Origin of the sequence: Halobacillus litoralis (assembly GCF_020171725.1) — a bacterium.
GTDB lineage: Bacteria > Bacillota > Bacilli > Bacillales > Halobacillaceae > Halobacillus > Halobacillus litoralis_F.
Genome location: NZ_JAIVAJ010000005.1, coordinates 452,601 through 472,479, shown reverse-complemented (window position 1 = coordinate 472,479; position 19,879 = coordinate 452,601). Strand labels below are relative to the sequence as shown.

Annotated in this window: 19 protein-coding genes; 8 read left to right on the top strand and 11 right to left on the bottom strand. The window is 46.7% G+C overall.

Annotated elements, in window-relative coordinates; genetic code table 11:
• Positions 1-307 precede the first annotated feature (307 nt).
• The 7 genes from LCM20_RS12135 to LCM20_RS12105 all read right to left on the bottom strand — a co-directional run bounded on the left by LCM20_RS12135 (position 308) and on the right by LCM20_RS12105 (position 4,958).
• The gene (locus tag LCM20_RS12135; RefSeq protein ID WP_225195723.1) at positions 308-769 is read right to left on the bottom strand and encodes a vitamin K epoxide reductase family protein; all 462 of its coding nucleotides are present in this window, start codon (positions 767-769) and stop codon (positions 308-310) included.
• Positions 756-1,328: a thioredoxin domain-containing protein gene (locus LCM20_RS12130; RefSeq protein ID WP_225195722.1), complete on the bottom strand. Its 573-nt coding sequence runs from the start codon at positions 1,326-1,328 to the stop codon at positions 756-758. The genes LCM20_RS12135 and LCM20_RS12130 overlap by 14 nt, the downstream gene beginning before the upstream one ends.
• A complete protein-coding gene (locus LCM20_RS12125) occupies positions 1,325-1,591 on the bottom strand; it encodes a hypothetical protein (RefSeq protein WP_225195721.1) in 267 nt (88 codons plus the stop codon). The genes LCM20_RS12130 and LCM20_RS12125 overlap by 4 nt, the downstream gene beginning before the upstream one ends.
• A complete protein-coding gene (locus LCM20_RS12120; protein ID WP_225195720.1) occupies positions 1,588-2,481 on the bottom strand; it encodes a hypothetical protein in 894 nt (297 codons plus the stop codon). The genes LCM20_RS12125 and LCM20_RS12120 overlap by 4 nt, the downstream gene beginning before the upstream one ends.
• Entirely contained in the window at positions 2,474-3,958 is a 1,485-nt protein-coding gene (locus LCM20_RS12115; RefSeq protein ID WP_225195719.1) for a hypothetical protein, read from the bottom strand. Before LCM20_RS12115 ends, LCM20_RS12120 begins: the two co-directional genes overlap by 8 nt.
• A complete protein-coding gene (locus tag LCM20_RS12110; RefSeq protein ID WP_225195718.1) occupies positions 3,936-4,694 on the bottom strand; it encodes an ABC transporter ATP-binding protein in 759 nt (252 codons plus the stop codon). Before LCM20_RS12110 ends, LCM20_RS12115 begins: the two co-directional genes overlap by 23 nt.
• Positions 4,695-4,763: 69 nt before the next feature.
• The gene (locus LCM20_RS12105) at positions 4,764-4,958 is read right to left on the bottom strand and encodes a hypothetical protein (RefSeq protein WP_225195717.1); all 195 of its coding nucleotides are present in this window, start codon (positions 4,956-4,958) and stop codon (positions 4,764-4,766) included.
• 233 nt (positions 4,959-5,191) lie between these two features.
• On the opposite strand from LCM20_RS12105, the gene LCM20_RS12100 reads away from it, so the two are divergent.
• From LCM20_RS12100 to LCM20_RS12075, 6 genes are all read left to right on the top strand, one after another.
• Complete coding sequence (locus LCM20_RS12100) at positions 5,192-6,208, top strand: LacI family DNA-binding transcriptional regulator (RefSeq protein ID WP_225195716.1); 1,017 nt, start codon at positions 5,192-5,194, stop codon at positions 6,206-6,208.
• A gap of 83 nt (positions 6,209-6,291) precedes the next feature.
• A complete protein-coding gene (locus LCM20_RS12095; RefSeq protein WP_225195715.1) occupies positions 6,292-8,406 on the top strand; it encodes an amylo-alpha-1,6-glucosidase in 2,115 nt (704 codons plus the stop codon).
• Positions 8,407-8,430: 24 nt separating this feature from the next.
• Positions 8,431-9,708, top strand: a complete 1,278-nt coding sequence (locus tag LCM20_RS12090; protein ID WP_225195714.1) for an ABC transporter substrate-binding protein — start codon at positions 8,431-8,433, stop codon at positions 9,706-9,708.
• 196 nt (positions 9,709-9,904) lie between these two features.
• Complete coding sequence (locus LCM20_RS12085; RefSeq protein WP_225195741.1) at positions 9,905-10,789, top strand: carbohydrate ABC transporter permease; 885 nt, start codon at positions 9,905-9,907, stop codon at positions 10,787-10,789.
• A 12-nt stretch (positions 10,790-10,801) separates the two neighbouring features.
• Positions 10,802-11,623, top strand: coding sequence for a carbohydrate ABC transporter permease (locus LCM20_RS12080; protein ID WP_225195713.1), 822 nt, complete (start codon positions 10,802-10,804; stop codon positions 11,621-11,623).
• 345 nt (positions 11,624-11,968) lie between these two features.
• Entirely contained in the window at positions 11,969-13,039 is a 1,071-nt protein-coding gene (locus LCM20_RS12075) for a branched-chain amino acid aminotransferase (protein WP_225195712.1), read from the top strand.
• Between the two features lie 570 nt (positions 13,040-13,609).
• Here the strand turns inward: LCM20_RS12075 and LCM20_RS12070 are convergent.
• From LCM20_RS12070 to LCM20_RS12055, 4 genes are all read right to left on the bottom strand, one after another.
• Positions 13,610-13,945, bottom strand: a complete 336-nt coding sequence (locus LCM20_RS12070; RefSeq protein ID WP_225195711.1) for a nucleoside triphosphate pyrophosphohydrolase — start codon at positions 13,943-13,945, stop codon at positions 13,610-13,612.
• 110 nt (positions 13,946-14,055) lie between these two features.
• Positions 14,056-14,652 (bottom strand): response regulator transcription factor, encoded by a 597-nt coding sequence (locus LCM20_RS12065; RefSeq protein ID WP_225195710.1) that lies wholly within the window; start codon positions 14,650-14,652, stop codon positions 14,056-14,058.
• Positions 14,649-15,785: a sensor histidine kinase gene (locus LCM20_RS12060; RefSeq protein ID WP_225195709.1), complete on the bottom strand. Its 1,137-nt coding sequence runs from the start codon at positions 15,783-15,785 to the stop codon at positions 14,649-14,651. Before LCM20_RS12060 ends, LCM20_RS12065 begins: the two co-directional genes overlap by 4 nt.
• A 77-nt stretch (positions 15,786-15,862) precedes the next feature.
• Entirely contained in the window at positions 15,863-16,912 is a 1,050-nt protein-coding gene (locus LCM20_RS12055) for a fatty acid desaturase (protein WP_225195708.1), read from the bottom strand.
• A 340-nt stretch (positions 16,913-17,252) separates the two neighbouring features.
• Between LCM20_RS12055 and LCM20_RS12050 the strand changes: the two genes are divergently transcribed.
• Both LCM20_RS12050 and pruA read left to right on the top strand, forming a co-directional pair.
• Positions 17,253-18,170, top strand: a complete 918-nt coding sequence (locus LCM20_RS12050) for a proline dehydrogenase (protein WP_318247311.1) — start codon at positions 17,253-17,255, stop codon at positions 18,168-18,170.
• Between the two features lie 18 nt (positions 18,171-18,188).
• The gene (pruA, locus tag LCM20_RS12045; protein WP_225195706.1) at positions 18,189-19,736 is read left to right on the top strand and encodes an L-glutamate gamma-semialdehyde dehydrogenase; all 1,548 of its coding nucleotides are present in this window, start codon (positions 18,189-18,191) and stop codon (positions 19,734-19,736) included.
• Positions 19,737-19,879: the final 143 nt, after the last annotated feature.

The following is a 19,879-nucleotide window of genomic DNA, read 5'->3' as shown; positions in this document are numbered from 1 at the left end:
TTGAATAAAAGGGAGATGCGAGTAAAGGATTGGTATTAAAAAAATTTAAAAACGATAAATAACGCTTCGAACCCCTGGTGTATCAACGTTTCCGGAGGGAGTCTCGCCATTTTCCACCCCACTTTGCGATAACAGTGGTTCCAGAAGCTAGCAAAAATAAGGGTCTAAGCGATTCCCTTTGCGAACACCCAGCATTTGAATATTCTATCTAGCATATATCGACAACATTTCCTTTGCTTAAAAGATTAATAAATCAACTAGTGTACATTTCAAAATTTTAAAAGAGAGATTCTTCATGAGGCGTGTGCTACAAATCGTTAACGGTTTGAGTCCTGCTGACATAGTTGGTTCTCTGTTTGCGGTGACGACTGAGAGTCTTCACTTCTAAAACGGAAAGCGTACAAATAATAAGAGCAGAGGCGACACACCAAATGCAAAGCTCTTTAATAACAAAGAAGCTGATACTCATCAAATAAAGACTGAACACCAGGGCAATGGTGGTCATCAACTGCACAGTAATCCTTCTTAGCCTCGGTGAAAAACGGGTGAATCCATGACCCACTGTCAATAAGCTGTAACCGGCAAGCCCGATCCATGAGACGGGAATCCCGAAGATTTTACTATAGGAGCTTCTGTTGACTTCCTCACAACCACTTCCTCCAATCGGACAGCCCACCTGCTGGAATTCGAAGAGAGAGTGCCAGCTTAAGTAGGCACTGATCAAAACGCCGCAAATCGATAGAATGAGAGGCAGTTTAGTCGAGCTCATGCAATAGCTCCTCTTCTGACAGAAGTTTCTCTACCTTATTCCCATTTATGATCAAGGTAGGGACACTTTCCAACCCGAGCGATTCTGCTTCCCCGTTCAACTCTTCAACAGGGAGGAGAGTCCCATCGGATGGAGTGTGTGCCTCTAATCGTTCAATAAGGCTGTTCTTCCCTTCTTTCTTCCAATCAGTCTGGTTGGCGAATAAGTAATCGAGCGCTTCCCAGTCTAGTTTTTCTTCTCCAGAAATTTTTAGGCGATTCTCTATCACAGACGCTTTTTCATAGTATTCAATTGTGACAGGCTTAAATACGTAGTGAACCTTGCCCGTGTCAATGAGTTCTTTGAGAGTGGGAGCAAGAGTATCGTGCTGTTGTTTACAGTAAGGACATTCGAAATTTGAGAATTCAATGACCGTGTTCGGAGCTTCGGGGTCTCCGAAAGCGATGCCCGCTTCACTTAATTCCGTGGCTGTCATTGGTTCACTTTTTACAATCCAGAATGTGACGACAATCAAAAGGAGGGCTGTGGACAACGTGATAAGGAGCCTTTTAAGATTCATGTACGGCTCTCCATTCTGGTAAATAAGCTCCGCAGCCCTGCGTTTGTTGCCCCTCCGATGAGTGCAATCGCGATGATTCCGACTCCGAAGTTCAGGAGATGACCATCTGGTTGTAAGGATTCATAACGGAAAACTGTGATTCCGAAAAAAGACCAATTGTATGAACTGAAATCCTGGATGTCTGAATACACACCGAGTCCTAAGAGAATCACAACGGTGGAAATGAATAATAGAAGTGAACCTACGAGAAAACTTTTGATCATACACTTTTCTTCCTTTCGATAGGTAATGGAGTGGGTTTGATCGATTCTATAATGCGCTTCCCGTCTTCCGCAAAGGGCATTAAGGAAAGTAAATGAACAATTTGAGTTGCAGCCATGCATCCTATGGCGAATTGGAGCTCACCCGCTGGAACGATGAACAGCAGTGGGATGAGAATGAAAGCAGTCAGTACGGGAATACCGGGACCTGATAATGAAGTCCAGAATTCGGTTTTACGGTCAGCCCGCGGTCGTACAATTTGAACAGCTTTTCGTCTGATGGCTATGATGACCTCGAACTGTCGAGAAGTCATCTTTTGAAAAGTCCATACATGCAAATATTCATGGACGATCATTCCTGTTAAAAAGGATCCCGCGGTCAAAAGGGGGATGTGAAGACCTCCGACAGGTAAGAGGAAGGATAGAATTCCCGTTACAAATGCAATTCCTATAGCATAAGCTCCGTAGACCATCGTGACCACCCTGATCATCTGCCATAAAGACGCCCACTGGGATTGGTGAGACGCTGTTTTCCGCTCCTTCGTTTCCCATTTCGGACCTTGTAATGTTCGAAGAAGAACGAACAAAGCAATCAAACGGTCTTTGAAAAAAGTAGTCCAGTGAAAGGGCGTTTGAATATTGATGAGGTAATGGTGGTTTAGGTTCGATATGAGCTCGAGAAAATCAGACAGCACGTGCTCTTCAGGCCATCCATGCTTAGTGGCACACTCAGATACAATCGTTTGGATTGAACGTTTTCCATCGACGTGTCGAAGCAGCTCACCACTGATTTCTGTGATTTCATGCTTGGCTTTGAGGGAATGATCGGTAATGTCTTTCTCCCGCAGTTGCACACCTTTTGGCCAATGGGGAATCGATTCAGGCCTAATCATATTGCTTCTCCTTTCTCTCTTTGATCCAAAGCAGTCCAAGAATGCACGTAAAGTAAATACTCCCTTTGATTGAAACGTATATTTGTGAACCTACATAGTCGTATAACAAAATTACAATCGACATGCTGAAATAAAACGAAGCGATCTTGGTCAGTTTCGTGCTCAATGACTTTTCCGGGGCCGGAAGGAAAGAGCCGATCGTATAGGCTGTTAAGAACGTGACCATGGAAAGCATCCAGACATCATAGGAATTCCCTGTGAATGTGGATGCTGCAACGCCTGTCAACACAACATAAAGGCCGATAGTCAGCAGGGGAAAGAATCCCGCATAGATGACCAATTTACTCATTACGTAGGAAAGGGGGCGTGTTCCGCTGGCATCAATCAACCGCTTCAGAGAATGGTCTTTACTACGAGCACTCAAAGGATATAAGGCTATGATAAATGGCAGTCCATACATACAAATCTGCTCATAAATCGGCAGGTACAGAGTCAGTTCGAACCATCTGAGTCCAAGGCCACCAAAGAAGAATAAAGAGAGACTGATCAGCGTATAAAAAAGGGTCTCACCATCTCGGTTTAAGCGCTTGAAGTCTACTAGAATCATTGACATGAAACGGTGGTTTGGTCCATCCAATTTTCTGAAAAACACTTTACCTTGGGGTTCATCTCTCCTTGTTTGATTCAATTGAAAGACAGTAAATGCCCCAAATAGAAATAGAACCGGGCTGGTGATAAGAGCTCCCATATAGGGGACCCACATCCATGCACCGTCCTGAAGGTTTAATACGACGTGAGACAACAGGAAACCAGGAGTGACAGGCGCAATCGCTTCAGGGTATCGGCTGAATAATAGATAACCGATGAGCGTGATGAAAACAGTAGAAGAAAGGAACAGAATACCATGAACGAAGCGGCTTTCCGTCCCGCTGATCCAGATCGTAAGTCCCTGGATAGCTTTCTGCCAGAACAAACCGGTAAAAAGAGCAGCAACTCCTATCGCTATAAAACTAATGACCACAAGCATCTGCTCCATTCCCGTGAAGGACAGCTGATTCAATAAAACAAAAAGCATCGGAGTGAAAGCAAGGAAAGAGAGCGGGAACATGATGGTGATCAGAGGCAGTGCCTGCCCGATCGCCCATGAGAAATGACGGACAGGAAGCCCCTGAAAAAGCTTGTAGGAGCTCTGACCCTTGATGCCCCACTGCCACAATGTCAAAAAACTAACGGTGATTACGACATAGGTAACGTTGGCATAATTCTCAACATAAGCAGGCATATACTGCTGATCCAGAAGAGCTTGTTCGCTGAATAATTGGCGGTCAATGAATTGATACATATTGAACCAGACCACAGCAAGACTTCCCAGGATTATGAAAGGGATTAGGCCGAGAAGTGGCATCTCTTTGAAAGCCGTGCCTGCTCTATGTTTCCACTGTGTGAAAATCAATTTACCAATCTTCCATGATGGCATCAATCTTCATCCTTTCTTCTCCAAAGTCTGTAACGACCGTGTATGCTTCATTTAAGTGTGAGGCATGCGTACGTTTTAATAAGTCCCCTACCTTAGTTTCATGTTGAATGATTTCCCCTTGCCGGATAAAACAGACCCTGTCACAAACTGTTTCGGCGAAATGGAGGTAATGGGTCGTCAGTAGAATGGTAATCCCTCGACTTTGCAACGTTTTCAACAAGTGTCTGACCATGTTGATCATGTCAGGATCGAGACCATTGGTCGGCTCGTCAATGATCAAGAACTCCGGCTTGTGAAGCAGCCCTGCAATGATCTGGATTTTTTTCATCATTCCGTGTGAGTAATGTTGAAGGAGCCGATGACGGTCCTCCCATATATCAAACAGCTTGAGCCACTCATTGATTTGGCGGTTTGTCTCTTGTTTAGGAAGGCCTCTTACAGAACGAATGAATTGTAAAAGCTCAAGGCCTGTTAAATCTTCAATTCGCTCGTCCGAATCCGGCACCATCCCGATCTTTTCCTTGATGGTCAAGTTGGAGTGGTCGCTTTCATCCAGCATCATGATCGTTCCACTCTCATAAGGAAGGTCTTCCATCAGCAAGTTCAGAAGTGTCGTCTTACCTGATCCGTTCGGTCCTAGTAAACCAAAAATCTCTCCCTTTTTTACAGAGAGAGAAACACCGTTCAGAACGTTATGATCGCCAAATGATTTATGTACATTGTGAATCGACAGCATCGATCCTCACGACCTTTCATTAAGAATTGCCCGGTCAATGGGGCAAAAATCTAAGTATAGGTGGTCAGCTTAGTAAGAGCAGCCGATTTGTACGGATTTGTCGTCGATGTCTACAGCACCTACGAAGTCAGCACCGTTGTATGTGCACCATGCAGCATATCCGCCAGCAGCGATAATGGCGCTAAGCGCAACAACCGTCCAAGTGATAGCCTCGTTTACCGTTTGTGCTTCCTGAATTTCAACAGATGGTTTTACATAGTTCATGTTTCATCCACTCCTAAAAAATGTTTTATTTTGACCGGGCACATATTGAATGATAGAGGAGCTTACTAGATTGATATACGGAATTTGTTTTAAAATATGAATAAGATGTCTGAATGTTAGGTTAAAAGGTGTGTGCAATCTTATTTTTCTGGAAAAGGGGTTGTGAAACGCTTTCAGTCTGTGTATAATTCAAAACAAGTTAATCATCCAAAACGTTTTGGAAAGGGATCACTATGGCAACGATTAAAGATATCGCAAAGCTTGCCGGAGTTTCTGTTACAACGGTTTCCAGAGCCTTGAACGGATATTCCGATGTCAACGCAAAGACAAGACAACGTATTGAAGAAATCGCGAAAGAAATTGAATACAGCCCGAACTCTCTGGCAAGAAGCCTCGTGATGAATAAGACGAAAACGATCGGTCTTCTTGTATCAGGTCTTACAAGAGAAGGGGCGAAGGACAACATCGTATTCGACGTGCTGACCGGTATCAATGAATTCTGCGGGGCACACGATTATGACATCGTTCTTTTCAATACAACCACCTCGAAGCAAAAGGAAAAGACGTATGCACAGCTTTGCCGGGAACGTCGGGTCGAAGGCGTGATTGTGCAGGGGATCAAGAATGATGACCCTTATCTGCTGGAGATCTTCGATAGTAACATTCCATGTGTCCTCATTGATGTGCCTGTAGAAAGTGAAACCGCCGGCTATGTCACAACAGATAATGTAGACGGGTCCATGAAAGCCGTGCGGCACTTAGCCGAGCTTGGACATGAGAATATTGCGATGATGAACGGTCATGGACAGGCTTTCGTAAGTAAAGAAAGGCTGAAAGGGTTCGAACTCGGAATGCTCGAAGCGGATCTCCCAATTCGCAGTGAATGGATTGTGAACGGGGAGTACAGTGAGAGCAAAGCGCAGGAAATGGGCTTGAAGCTTCTGACCGCTTACCCGGAAGTGACAGCGGTCGTTTGTGCCAGTGATCTGATGGCACTCGGAGTTGTCCGCGCAGCTGAACAGCTAGGAAGAAAAGTTCCGGATCAGTTGTCCGTTACAGGCTATGATGACATCACACTCGCTTCTTATGTGACCCCAGCGCTTACCACGGTGGCACAGGATTTGTTCCGAATGGGGTATTCAGCAGCAGACCTGCTTCTTTCCATCCTTCATCAGACATCTGAGGAGCGCGTACGCTTAATAGAGAACGAACTGAAAATACGTAATACAACAAAAGAAATAAAACAATAATAATTTTTTTTGCAGGAAAACCGAAACGTTTCGGTTCTATTTTTGAAACAAAACCGAAACGTTTTGGATGGAGGAGTGAAACGATGGATTACCGTGTATTAAAAGACAATCAGCTATTTTTACTGACAGACAAAAACGGGGACATTCCGCTGGATCATCCCTATGGACTTGGACTGTATAAGCAGGACACCAGGTTCTTAAGCGAAATGTCTCTCACCATTAACGGCGAGGACTTGATCCTATTGAAGTCAGAGGCGGATGGAACCTATGAATCTTCCATGCTGCTTACCAACCCTCATATGGAGGAAGACGGAGAGATCAAGCTGTGGAGAGAATCGATTGAAGTAGAAAGATTCCGTTACATTTCAGACGATGTCCTTTATGAAACGATCAAGGCGAAGAGCTATTATCCTAAGCCGGTGAATTTCTCCCTTGAGCTATCCCTTGAAGCGGACTTTGTGGATATGTTCATCGTTCGTGGGTTCCAAGAAGGGACGACAGGGACGAAGCGTGAGACGAAAGTGGAGAATGATCGTCTTACATTCGGCTATGAAGGTGCAGACGAGATTGAAAGGCAGACACAAGTTTTCTGGGATGCTTCATCAGGCGCAGAAGCAGAAGGGAATACCATAGCTTTTCCGTTTTCCCTGGATCATGAAGAAGTGAAAGAAGTAACCGTAAGAATTGTGCCGCTTGTAGGAGATGAGAAAAAAGAACCGGTCTCTCCCGCCAATGCCTACAAGAAGCTCGAGAAGATTTATAAGGAATGGAATGACAGCGTTACCAAAGTGAAGACGGATCATTCTTCCCTTAATCGTCTCTTGGAACGGGGCATTCAGGATCTAAGAGCGCTCTCTACAGATATCGGGTTCGGGCCTTTCTTCGTAGCAGGTCTTCCGTGGTTCGGCGTTCCGTTCGGTCGTGATAGTTTAATAGCGGCTCTTCAAATGCTTCCGTTCCACCCGGACATCGCTAAAGGAACGTTAAGGACGATGGCTCACTATCAAGGGACGAAAAAAGATGAATGGCGGGACGAAGAACCAGGTAAAATCATGCACGAAATCCGTTACGGAGAGCTTGCGAACACCAATCAAGTCCCTTTCACTCCTTACTACGGAACGATCGACGCGACTCCACTGTTTCTCATGCTGCTTACAGAGTACGTCCGTTTTTCCAAGGACTTCGATTTATTCAACGAACTCCTTCCGAACGTGGAGCGTGCGCTTGAGTGGATCGACAAGTACGGAGACCGCGATGGGGACGGATTCGTCGAGTATCATCAAGAATCCAGCAAAGGAATTGCCAACCAGGGGTGGAAGGACTCAGCAGACTCGGTCGTTCACCGGAACGGAGATTATGCGAAGTCTCCAATCGCACTGGCGGAAGTCCAAGGGTATGTCTATCAGGCGAAAACCGGCATGGCAGAGCTTTACGAAGCAGCAGGAAGCGTGGCAAAAGCAGATCAGCTGAGAAGTCAGTCCAAGGTATTGAAAGAAAAGTTCAACGAAGCCTTCTGGATGGAAGACGTCAGCTATTACGCGATTGCGCTTGATGAACATAAACAGCCTGTCGGAACCATCACGTCGAATCCAGGCCACGTTCTGTACGCGGGTCTTATGGAGGAAGACAAACAAGAGAAGGTGCTGGATACGCTTGTTTCGCGAAACATGTTCTCAGGCTACGGCATTCGCACGATGGCAGAAGGTGAAGCCGGCTACAATCCGATGAGTTACCACGATGGAAGCGTCTGGCCTCATGACAACAGCGTGATTCTGTTAGGTATGGGCTATGTTCAAGGAAACGATCAGGCGAATGTCGTCATGGAAGGGTTGATTAAAGCTTCACACTCCTTCGAATATGAGCGACTGCCTGAACTGTTCTGCGGATACAGCGATCAGGAAGGAAAGCCTGTCCCGTATCCCGTCGCCTGCTCCCCGCAAGCTTGGGCAGCCGGGACGCCGTTAACCTTCATTCGTACCATGCTCGGCTTGTATCCGACGTATGAGGATAAAGCGCTTATGCTGTCACCAAGCTTTATCGAGGGATTGCATGAGATGGATGTTCAAGACTTGGCACTTGCTGATGGAACCGTGTCGTTCAGAGTGGAGAAAGAAGAAGGTCAATATAAGCTGCAAGTGTTAAACAACACAACTGGATTACGCATAGAGCTTCAATCAGATTCAAAAATTCACGCTTAAAATTTTTGGAAGGGATAGATGAAGATGAAATTCAATAAAATGTTGGCGGCTGTTGGAGTTACAGGAATGTTGGTTGGCGCGATGGCAGGCTGCAGTAACGAATCATCGGGACAGGGAGACGGAGCTGAAGGCGATCAAGTCACCGTCGAGCTTGCCGGTTGGGGAGCGTCTCCTGAAGAGGAAGAACTTTTGCAGCAGACGTTGGATGCCTTTGAGGAAGCGCACCCGAACATTAACGTAAAACACGAAGTCATTGCCGATCAGTACATGGATGTGACGAAGACGCGTCTAGTAGGTGGAGAAGCAGCGGATGTGTTCTATCTGGATGCCTTTGAAGCACCAGGGTTAGCCAATACAGGCGTACTTGAGCCACTGGATGAGTACGTAACAGATGAATTCGAGATCGACGATTTCCAAGATCCATTGCTGAACGCATTCAAGTTCGATGGTACGCAATACGGTTTCCCGAAAGACTTCTCGACGCTAGCGCTTTTCTATAATGAGAAAAAATTTGAAGAGGCTGGCCTTGATGGCCCACCACAAACGTGGGAAGAGCTTAGAGAGTATGCAGAGAAGCTGACGGTAGACGAAGACGGAGACGGTACGCCTGAACAGTACGGCCTTGGATTCTCTTCTGAGCTTGCCCGTCAATTCTATAAGCTTGAGGCTTACGGTGCTGATGTAGTTGGAGAAAACAACGAAGCTGCTTTCGCAAGCGACGAAGCGATCGAAGCCCTTCAACCGATTGTCGACATGAAGCAGGACAAAATCGCAGCTCTTCCATCTGATGCAGGTACAGACTGGGGTGGAGATATGTTCGGTCAGGAAAAAGCAGCGATGGTGATCGAGGGGAACTGGACGGTTCCATTCCTTGAGAACAACTTCACGGATCTAAGCTATGCTACAGCCGAGCTTCCTACGGTCAATGGAGAAAAAGCAACAGCTGCCTTCACCGTTGCCTATGTGATGAATAAAGAATCTGAAGTGAAAGAGGCTTCCTGGGAACTGATCTCATTCCTGACAGGAAAAGAAGGCATGGAGATCTGGACGAGTAAAGGCCTTGCCCTTCCGACGCGTGAATCGGTTGCCGAAGAGCTTGGATTCGACGAAGATCCAATCCGCGGAGCCTTTGTTGCCGGCGGCGAGTATGCCCAGCCATGGCAGGCAGGTCCGAACCTTCCGACCATCAACAACAACTTCAACAACCAGTTCACAAGTGCTCTTCTAGGCGATCAATCTCTCGAAGAAGCCTTGAAGAAAGCACAGGAAACAGCGAATAAAGAAATCGAAGCAGCCAACTAAGCGTGTCATTGGATGATAAGGGAGGGGTCAGCCCCTTCCTTCCCCATCCATATAAGGGTCAGCCCCTTTTAGTGGATGCATCAAGAATGAAAGAGGTGTCGATATGGAACCGGCTAGAAAAGAAACCCCGTCGCATGAACCTGACAAGTCGAAAAAGTCGAAACAACCGAACAAAAAACAGAAGCCGAAGCGGTACATGAGTAAAGGATGGAAAGAAGGTCTATCAGGCTACTTATTCATGAGTCCGACCATCTTTACGATTGGTGTATTTGTTGTCATTCCGATTCTCTATGCCTTTTATTTGTCCTTTAATGATGTACAGCTTCTCGGCGGAATCGGTTACGAATTCATAGGCCTTGAGAACTATACAAGGACATTTGACGACTCCAGAGCATTGATTGCTTTGAAAAACACAGCAGAGTATGTACTGATCGTTGTGCCTGTGCAGACGTGTTTGGCGTTGCTGCTCGCGGCGGCGTTGAACTCGAACATACGTGGGAAAAATGCGTTTCGTATCATTTTCTTCCTGCCGACTGTTACGTCATCTGCCGTGTTGACCATCATTTTCATGTGGATGTACAACCCGGATGGACTTATCAACTCTTTTCTTAAGTTTCTGAGCCTGCCGACGTACAACTGGCTGGCCGACCCTGATATTGCCTTGAAATCGATCATGATCATGAACATCTGGGCGACAGCACCTTTCTTCATGGTCATCTACCTGGCTGCCATGCAGGACATATCTGATTCGGTTTATGAAGCGGCGACTATCGATGGCGCAAACTGGTGGCAGAAATTCATCTTCATCACAGTGCCGATTCTGAAGCCCGTTACGTTTTTCGTAGTCGTCATGGGTGTCATCGGAACCTTCCAGCTGTTTGACCAGTCGTATATCTTCTCTGGTGGTTCCGGAGGACCGAACAACTCGACCTTGACCGTTGTACTCTTAATCTATCAATATGCATTCAAATCGCTTGATATGGGCTACGCCTCAGCACTCGCTGTCGTACTGGCCTTCATCATCATGATCGTCACCATCATCCAGAAGAAATTCTTCGGTGAGGAAAAACTTCATGACTAGGAGGGAAGAAGAATGAAGAAAAGAACAATAACAAAACCCGTCGTGTATGGCGTGTTGATTATCTATGCTGTGGTGACCTTTATCCCGTTCTTATGGGCGATTCTATCTTCCTTCAAGCCTCTATCGGAGATCGTATCAGGCATCACATTCTTTCCGGAAAACTTCACGTTCAATAACTATGCAGAAATTTTCTCTAGAGAGCCTCTGTTTTTACGCTGGATGTTCAACTCGATCTTCATTACTGTCTGCATGGTTGGACTGAACATCATCTTTAACTCGATGGCCGGCTATGCGCTTGCCAGAGTCAAGTTCGCCGGACGTAAATTCTGTTTCTTCCTGATCCTTGTCGTCCTGATGATTCCGTTTCAAGTTACGCTTATTCCGAGTTACTTGATTCTAAAAGCTTTCGGATGGCTCGATACGTATCAAGGCCTCATCATCCCGGGTATGGTCAACGCAACGTTCATCTTTATGATGAGACAGTTCTTCCTGAACTTCCCGAAAGAGCTTGAGGAAGCCGCACAGATGGACGGCCTGAGCCGGATGGGGACCTTTTTCAAAATCGTTATGCCCCTTGCGAAACCAGCGCTAGCGGCACAGGCTGTGTTCATCTTCATGTCATCTTGGAATGATTTCATGAGACCGCTCGTTATCATGTCTTCTGAAGAGATGTTTACACTGACGCTCGGCTTGAACTCCTTCAAAGGGCAGTATATCAGCTTTTGGAACTTGATCATGGCTGCTTCGACGCTCATGACGATTCCGTCGCTGCTCATATACGCCTTCTTTAATCGTTACTTCATCAAAGGGGTTACGTTTACGGGAGGAAAATAGAACTTGGACGTCGGTTCTTACAACTTGAGTGTGCCGTCGTTGGAGAAACACCTCTGCCAAAAGGGATCGGAACCTCTGGTATCACCGCATGATGTGTATGCACGATTCAAGATGTAAGTCAGTGACACAACCATAGAACCCGAGAGACGTAAACGTAAATCAAGTGCGTCTCTCGGGTTTTCTTGTGAATCGCTCTTGCTGTCATCGTGTTAACGATTCATTTGTTATGTTTTTTGAAAATTTGGTCAAAAGCCTTTTCTTTTTCGGGTTATCCTTTTACAATGTAATATAAAACACGATGACGCTTTGCTTTGTTAAAGCGTGTGAAAAGGGGAGTTTGAGCGGATGAGTTCATCAACGATTACTATTGTGAAGAATCCAGATAAAAAGCCGAAGCCACAATCGAAGGACATTGCGTTTGGTAAAACGTTCACAGATCACATGTTTGTGATGGATTACCAAGAAGGCAAAGGGTGGCACGAGCCGCGGATCGTACCGTATGAGCCACTGACACTCGACCCTGCGGCGATGATCTTTCATTATGGACAGACCGTGTTCGAAGGAATGAAAGCGTATCGGACGGAAGATGACCGCATCCTTCTTTTCAGACCCGATCAAAACTTGAAGCGATTGAACAAGTCCAGTGAGCGACTGAGCATTCCTCCAATCGACGAGGAAAGTGTGATGGACCACTTGATCGAGTTGATTCGTCTGGAGCAGGAATGGGTTCCTGATTTCGAAGGTACGTCCTTATACATTCGACCATTTATCATCGCAACAGAACCAAGCCTTGCTGTCGCTCCGTCGAAGTCGTACAAGCTGATGGTCATTCTCGCGCCGGTCGGACCTTATTTCAAAGGCGGCCTGAAGCCTGTACAGATCAACGTCGAACAGCAGTTTACCAGAGCGGTCAAAGGTGGAACTGGCATGGCGAAAACAGCCGGAAACTATTCTTCCGCTTATCAAGCGCAGGCGAAAGCTTATGGTGAAGGACTGGCAGACGTTCTGTGGCTGGATGGAATTGAAAAGCGCTACATTGAAGAAGTCGGAAGCATGAACATCTTTTTCAAAATTGATGGTGAAATTGTGACCCCTGCCCTGAGCGGAAGTATTTTAAAGGGAATCACGCGTATGTCGATCATCGAGCTTCTGAAAAAATGGGAGATTCCTGTGACAGAGCGTAAGATTTCAATAGAAGAAGTCTATGAAGCGCATCAGAGCGGGAAGCTTGAAGAGGTCTTCGGAACCGGTACCGCAGCGGTCATCTCACCCGTCGGTCAGTTGAACTGGTCCGGGCAGAAGATGGACATCAATGACGGTGAAATCGGTGAGCTTTCTCAGAAGCTTTATGACACGATCACAGGCATTCAACGCGGACACATTGAGGATACAGAAGATTGGACGATTCAAATCTAGTAAAGACGCCTTGCCCGGTAAAGGGTAGGGCGTTTTTTCTTAGTGAAAAAGGGTGAGAGATTTAGATTGGGACATGGAGTGGTACAGGGAGGTGTTGGTAGTCCCGATAAAAGATATATGGGACAGTGAGCGGAACGAGGGAGGTGTTGGTAGTCCCGATAAGAGTTAAATGGGACAGTGAGCGGAACCGGGGAGGTGTTCATAGTCCCGATAAGAGATAAATGGGACAGTGAGCGGAACGAGGGAGGTGTTGGTAGTCCCGATAAGAGTTAAATGGGACAGTGAGCGGAACCGGGGAGGTGTTCATAGTCCCGATAAGAGATAAATGGGACAGTGAGCGGAACGAGGGAGGTGTTGGTAGTCCTGATAAGAGATAAATGGGACAGTGAGCGGAACGAGGGAGGTGTTCGTAGTCCTGATAAGAGATAAATGGGACAGGGTACGGCACAAGAGGAGTGCACACAGTCCCAATAACCAAGTAATGCGCAGAGGGCCACACTGTCCGAATCCACAACCGATCCTCAGGTAAAACGAATAAACGCCTTGCCCGATGCGGGGAAGGCGTTCTCATCAAGCATTTTTATCTTCTTCTACATCCATTAGGTAGACCCTCTTCTTAAACGCACCCCGTTCATTCCGCTTATGCTGGCGGATCAGCTCAAGCTCTTCAAAGGTGGCATGGTGCGTTTGGACAAGGGCATGCATGACTTCCAGCATGTCCGCCATTTCCTTTAAGGCATCCTGGTCATTATCCGCATTCAAATATTCTCGGGCTTCTTCCTGGAGTTTGTTCCGTAATGATTCTACGTATTCTGGTTCATCCAAGGTGCGGGTGTTGAACGTTTTACCGAGCGTCCCCATGATATCGGGAATCTTATCGCGCACCAGCTTGTTGTATTTTTTCATCGCGTACCAGCTCACTTTCTACGTTGGTGCCCTTTTTATTCCCTATTTTATTATAGGAAAAACGTAGGAAGGTTCGGTGGTCGGTTCACGAAAAAGGAGGATAGAAAGGATTACAACCAGCCTTCGTCCTGCAGGCGGGAGATGGCTTCGATTCGGTTCGTGACCTCCAACTTATCCAGGATGACCGATACATAGTTCCGGACGGTTCCTGTCGTGATGAAAAGCTCTTTCGAGATCTGCTTCGTATTTTTCCCTTCTGCAATCAATCGGGCGACTTGGCGTTCGCGCTCAGTGAGTGGGTTCGGCTGTGTGAAAGCCAGGTCTACCAGCTCCGGGGAGAAAATACGCTGACCATCCATGATCTTCTTGATGGCAGAAGCCAGCTCTTCACTCGGGCTGTCCTTCAATAAATAGCCGCTTACGCCTGCTTTTCGGGCTCTTTCAAAATAACCCGGGCGGGCAAATGTCGTTAGAATGATGATTTTACATGGCTCGTGCTTCAAGGATTCTGCTGCATCCAACCCGTCCTGTACAGGCATCTCGATGTCCATGATACAAACGTCTGGCTTCTCCTTATGCACAAGTTCGACGGCTTCCTGACCATTGCGGGCCTGGCCGACGACTTCCATTCCATCTTCTAGATCAAGCAGCGCTCCCAATGCACCGAGCAGCATGCGCTGGTCTTCGGCTATGACAATGCGAATCATGAATAGTCCTCCTTTTCTACATGTTTGATCACGTTCGGAACGTGCAGAATCAAGGTCGTCCCTTTTTCACTCTCAATCGTAAGGTGTCCGTTCACGAACTCGAGGCGTTCGCGTATGCCCTGTAATCCATGTCCTTGGAACGGTTCGATATTCTCCGGCATTCCGGTTCCGTTATCTTCAATCGAGACAAGAATTTCCGTCGGATACTGGGAAATCGAGACGTGGCAGTGCGTGGCCTGGCTGTGCTTCACAATATTCGTCGCCGCTTCTTTCAGGCACATGCTCAGCACATTTTCCACGAGAAGAGGGGTATTCTTAAGCGAAGGATCCCCATCCATCGAATATTCCATCTCAGCGGCTTCGATGATCTGCTGGACGCGGATCAGTTCGTCTTCGAGTTTATTCCCTCTCATATTCGAGACCATGTCCCGGACTTCCTTCAGTGCAGTTCGTGCGGTTTGCTGGATATCATCGATTTCCGTTATCGCCCGGTCCGGGTTTTTAGAAACCAATTTTCCAGCAAGCTCGCCTTTAAGGCCGATCATGGACAGCTTTTGACCAAGGGTATCGTGTAAGTCTCTCGCAATCCTCTCTCTTTCTTCAAGGACCATCAGCTGGGAAATCCGCTCATTCGCATTTTCCAATTCCCCTTCCAGCTTCTGCTGCTGGTTGCGGTACCGGACTGTGAATGGAAGAAGGATCACGCCGATAATCGTGATGATAATAAAAGGGAGCTGCGGGAAGAGCGCTTCGATTTCTGTAATCAGCGTCGTCGTCACAGCAATCAGTGTCGTTGTTAAATGAACAATATATAAAGAAAGAAACCCTCCGAAGTGTCGGACGTTTCCGATAAAGAACGCAATGAATAAAGCGAAATAAACATAACCGAAAAACAGTGTCATGACGAGGCTGATGGCCATCTCTACGCTCACCCATAAGTAAATCCAACCACTGTTCGAAACGAAGGATAATCGGTAGGATAGGAAAAAGATCAACGTCATGATGATGCCAAAGGCGACCTCATACATAGAAGAAGATCTGAAAATAAATAGAAACGGCAGCAAACAAAATATGATCCAGACATAACTGGACAGCCCCGTATTTTTAGGAATGATATGATACCACTTTTGCATCCCAAAAGCCTCCTTTGACGATTACTTCTATTATAACGATAAAACAGCCCATCCGATACGGATAGGCTGTCATGAAATTACTTATCCTGTAAACTTGGCTGACGGTTCTGAGGCAGGGAAATCCGGTATTTCTTAATTCTTGATTTCGCTTCTCTGAACGTAACAAACGTCTTCGCCTTCTGGTCATAGAGGCGGAAGCGGATCGATTCAAGACTCGTCTTCAACGTAATCGTCGTCGCATGCTTAAGCGGCGGCGTTTCCTCATGAGCCTTTTCCAAGTGATAGTTCGGCACACGTGGACTCAAGTGGTGCACATGGTGGAAACCGATGTTTCCTGAGATCCACTGAAGAACACGTGGAAGCTTATAATAGGAACTTCCATCGACGGCTGCCTTGACGAAGTCCCAATCGGATTCCTCTTCAAAGTAAGAATCCTCGAATTGGTGCTGGACATAGAACAACCAAATGCCAAGGACACCTGATACATAAAGGATCGGAAGCTGAATGATCAAGAAGGCTTTCCATCCAACAAGGGCAATGATCAAGGCATACAACACAACGACGCTGACATTCGTGATGTGCGTGTTGGTACGCTCTCTTCCTTTCGCTCCTTTTCGGTTGAAGCGGTTGGAGACAAGGAATAGATAGAGAGGTCCGAATCCGAACATGACAACGGGGTTGCGGTAAAGGCGGTACAATAGGCGCGTACGCAGTGGAGCTTTGGCGTATTCCTCGACGGTCATGATCCAAATGTCTCCTGTACCACGCTTATCCAGGTTTCCGCTTGTCGCATGGTGAATCGAGTGCGCGCGCTTCCATTTTTCAAATGGGAACAGCGTCAGTATTCCGGTAATGGTTCCGATGATCCGGTTCGCTTTATTACTTTTCAAAAAGGATTGGTGGGTGCAGTCATGGAAAATGATGAACAATCTCACAACGAAGCCACCTGTAATGGCAGCGATTGCAACGGTCAGCCATACAGACCATGAAAGGCTGATATAGGCAAGGGACCATAGGGCGATCAGAGGCAGGACCGTATTGACGAGCTGACGGACTCCGGCAGACGTATCGGGTTTAGCGTAGTTTGCAACACTTTTCTTTAATTGTTTGGTTTTCTCTTTATTCATGTTAATGACTCCTTCACTAACGTTCAATGTATCCTTATCATAGCCGAAACCCTTGTCATGTTATAAGACACAAACGTCAGGATATGAGTATGACAGTTGTCATAGTCTGCTGGGTACGAAAGGAAAAAATGTTAGGAGTCGCCTTGGAGACCGTTACACATTTGGGGTGAACTTGTCTATTGTGTTAAAACTATAAAACTTATGCCCGATCTTTGTGTGTAACGCACGTTGCATTTAAGCGCTTTCATTCGTTACAATTTTCTTAACAATTAAAAAAAAGTCATCCACCTGAGAACCCTCATGGTTCCTACAAAGGATTGATGAAAGGGGTGTGATGATCTTGGAAGCCATCAGCAAAAACTTTTTCCTATACCTTTCTAATAATAAAGTGTTGGATCGCTTAGCCAAGCGTTTTGGTACCAATTTCGGGGCTGACAAGATTGTAGGGGGAGAGACCATCTCCCAGGCTATGCCAATTATTCAAAAGCTGAACCATGAAGGGTTGCACGTAACCGTGGATCACTTAGGTGAATTTGTTTCTTCTGAAGAGGAAGCAAAGGAACGCACGCAACAGTGCATTCTAAGTATTCAAGCCATTGCAAACCATGGAGTGCAGTCAGAAGTATCTCTTAAGCTCACGTCTCTAGGACTCGATATTTCCAGGGAAATCGTCTTAGAGAATATGCACATTATTTTAGAGGAAGCGGCCAGGCACGACATTACGGTCACCATCGATATGGAGGACTCTTCTCGCTGCGGCGAAACCCTTGAGGTTTACAAAGAGCTGAAAGCAGAGTATCCCAACCTTGGAACCGTCGTCCAATCGTACTTGTACCGCTCTGATCAGGATTTGGATGACCTTAGTCCATACGATCCGTATTTACGTCTCGTCAAAGGGGCTTACAAAGAATCTGGTAAAGTTGCTTTTCCAGAGAAGCGCCTTGTTGATGATAACTTGAAACATTTGATTAAGAAAAACTTATTGAACGGTCATTACACAGCGATCGCCAGTCACGATGATGCCATCATCGATTACACGAAAAAGCTCGTCCGTGACTACGAGATTCCGAATGACCGCTTCGAATTCCAAATGCTTTACGGCATGAGGAATGAAACGCAGGCCGAGCTTGCGAAGGAAGGTTATAAAGTCCGCGTGTACCTGCCTTATGGCGAGGATTGGTACGGCTATTTCATGCGTCGTCTCGCCGAGCGCCCAGCTAACATAGCGTTTGCGCTGAAAGGCATATTCAGTAAATAATCAGAAGGAGGAATTATCATGGTACAACCTTATAAACACGAACCATTCACAGATTTCACAATCGAGGAAAACAAAAAAGCATTCGAGGAAGCTCTCAAAAAGGTAGAAAAAGAATTAGGGCAGCACCATGATCTTTTGATTAATGGCGAACGTGTCCGCACCGATGCAGTGATTACATCAACGAACCCGGCAAACACGAAGCAAGTCGTCGGAACGGTATCGAAAGCTAACTCTGAACTTGCCGAGCAGGCGATTCAAGCGGCATCAGACGCATTCGATGGATGGAGAAAATGGAGCGCGCGTGCTCGTTCTGAGATGCTGTTCCGTGCTGCACACATCATCCGCCGTCGTAAGCATGAATTCTCCGCTTACCTCGTTTATGAAGTAGGAAAGCCTTGGAAAGAAGCGGATGCAGATACAGCAGAAGCGATCGACTTCCTTGAATATTACGGTCGCCAGATGATCGAACTGAGCGAAGGAAAAGAAATCAACAGCCGCCCAGGTGAACAAAACCGTTACGTGTACACAGCAACAGGTGTCGCTGTCGTTATTCCACCATGGAACCTTGCTTTCGCCATCATGGCGGGAACAGCAGTTGCTCCACTTGTAACAGGAAGTACAGTTGTCATGAAGCCTGCAAGTAACAGCCCGGTCGTTGCTGCGAAGTTCATCGAGGTCCTTGAAGAAGCTGGTCTTCCGAAGGGTGCATTGAACTTTGTTCCGGGAAGTGGTGGAGAAGTAGGAGACTATCTTGTCGATCACCCGAAAACAAGCCTGATCTCATTCACTGGTTCCCGCGATATCGGAACGCGTATTCTTCAGCGTGCGTCTGTCATTCAGCCGGGGCAGAAGCACCTTAAGCAGGTCATTGCTGAAATGGGTGGTAAAGATACGGTTGTCGTTGACAATCAGGCCAACCTTGAGACAGCAGCGGATGCCGTCATCACGTCTGCTTTCGGATTCTCCGGTCAAAAATGTTCATCCGGCTCCCGTGTCGTAGCGCACGAAGATGTGTATGATGAGCTGCTTGAAATGGTGAAGGAACGCACAGAGAAGCTGACTTTAGGAAATGCTGCTGAAGAGAATGTCTACATGGGGCCAGTCGTAGACCAAGGCGCCTATGACAAAGTCATGAAGTACATTGAAATCGGTAAAGAAGAAGGACGCCTTGTGACAGGTGGTACAGGTGACGATTCAACAGGCTACTTTATCAAGCCGACTGTGTTTGCTGACCTAGCACCGGATTCCCGCATGCAGCAGGAAGAAATCTTCGGACCAGTCGTTTGCTTCACTAAAGCGAAGAACTTCGATGAAGCGATCGAGATCGCAAACAATACGGAATACGGTCTGACAGGTGCCGTCATTTCTGACAACCGTCAGCACCTTGAAAAAGCGAAGGAAGACTTCCACGTCGGGAACCTTTACTTCAACCGCAGCTGTACAGGTGCGATTGTAGGATACCAGCCATTTGGCGGGTTCAAGATGTCCGGAACGGATTCCAAAGCCGGCGGACCAGACTACCTTGCACTTCACATGCAGGCGAAAACAATTTCCGAAATGTTTTAATCAAACAAAAGCTCTCCCAATTGGGGGAGCTTTTTTCATGTTGCAGAGAACGTTCTATCTGTTCTTATGAAGTTTGAGAAGCGGTGTTGGCGAAACAACTCGCTTTCCATGGGCGTACGCCGTGAAGAGCGAGCTATTTTCCA

Excerpts from the sequence above, each read along its gene's own strand:
- LCM20_RS12080 (WP_225195713.1), top strand. The coding sequence starts at position 10,802 with ATGAAGAAAAGAACAATAACAAAACCCGTCGTGTATGGCGTGTTGATT.
- LCM20_RS12115 (WP_225195719.1), bottom strand. The coding sequence starts at position 3,958 with ATGCCATCATGGAAGATTGGTAAATTGATTTTCACACAGTGGAAACAT.
- LCM20_RS12065 (WP_225195710.1), bottom strand. The coding sequence starts at position 14,652 with ATGATTCGCATTGTCATAGCCGAAGACCAGCGCATGCTGCTCGGTGCA.
- LCM20_RS12070 (WP_225195711.1), bottom strand. The coding sequence starts at position 13,945 with ATGAAAAAATACAACAAGCTGGTGCGCGATAAGATTCCCGATATCATG.
- LCM20_RS12125 (WP_225195721.1), bottom strand. The coding sequence starts at position 1,591 with ATGATCAAAAGTTTTCTCGTAGGTTCACTTCTATTATTCATTTCCACC.
- LCM20_RS12130 (WP_225195722.1), bottom strand. The coding sequence starts at position 1,328 with ATGAATCTTAAAAGGCTCCTTATCACGTTGTCCACAGCCCTCCTTTTG.
- LCM20_RS12105 (WP_225195717.1), bottom strand. The coding sequence starts at position 4,958 with ATGAACTATGTAAAACCATCTGTTGAAATTCAGGAAGCACAAACGGTA.
- LCM20_RS12055 (WP_225195708.1), bottom strand. The coding sequence starts at position 16,912 with ATGAATAAAGAGAAAACCAAACAATTAAAGAAAAGTGTTGCAAACTAC.
- pruA (WP_225195706.1), top strand. The coding sequence starts at position 18,189 with ATGGTACAACCTTATAAACACGAACCATTCACAGATTTCACAATCGAG.
- LCM20_RS12085 (WP_225195741.1), top strand. The coding sequence starts at position 9,905 with ATGAGTAAAGGATGGAAAGAAGGTCTATCAGGCTACTTATTCATGAGT.
- LCM20_RS12075 (WP_225195712.1), top strand. The coding sequence starts at position 11,969 with ATGAGTTCATCAACGATTACTATTGTGAAGAATCCAGATAAAAAGCCG.
- LCM20_RS12060 (WP_225195709.1), bottom strand. The coding sequence starts at position 15,785 with ATGCAAAAGTGGTATCATATCATTCCTAAAAATACGGGGCTGTCCAGT.
- LCM20_RS12120 (WP_225195720.1), bottom strand. The coding sequence starts at position 2,481 with ATGATTAGGCCTGAATCGATTCCCCATTGGCCAAAAGGTGTGCAACTG.
- LCM20_RS12100 (WP_225195716.1), top strand. The coding sequence starts at position 5,192 with ATGGCAACGATTAAAGATATCGCAAAGCTTGCCGGAGTTTCTGTTACA.
- LCM20_RS12090 (WP_225195714.1), top strand. The coding sequence starts at position 8,431 with ATGAAATTCAATAAAATGTTGGCGGCTGTTGGAGTTACAGGAATGTTG.
- LCM20_RS12095 (WP_225195715.1), top strand. The coding sequence starts at position 6,292 with ATGGATTACCGTGTATTAAAAGACAATCAGCTATTTTTACTGACAGAC.
- LCM20_RS12135 (WP_225195723.1), bottom strand. The coding sequence starts at position 769 with ATGAGCTCGACTAAACTGCCTCTCATTCTATCGATTTGCGGCGTTTTG.
- LCM20_RS12110 (WP_225195718.1), bottom strand. The coding sequence starts at position 4,694 with ATGCTGTCGATTCACAATGTACATAAATCATTTGGCGATCATAACGTT.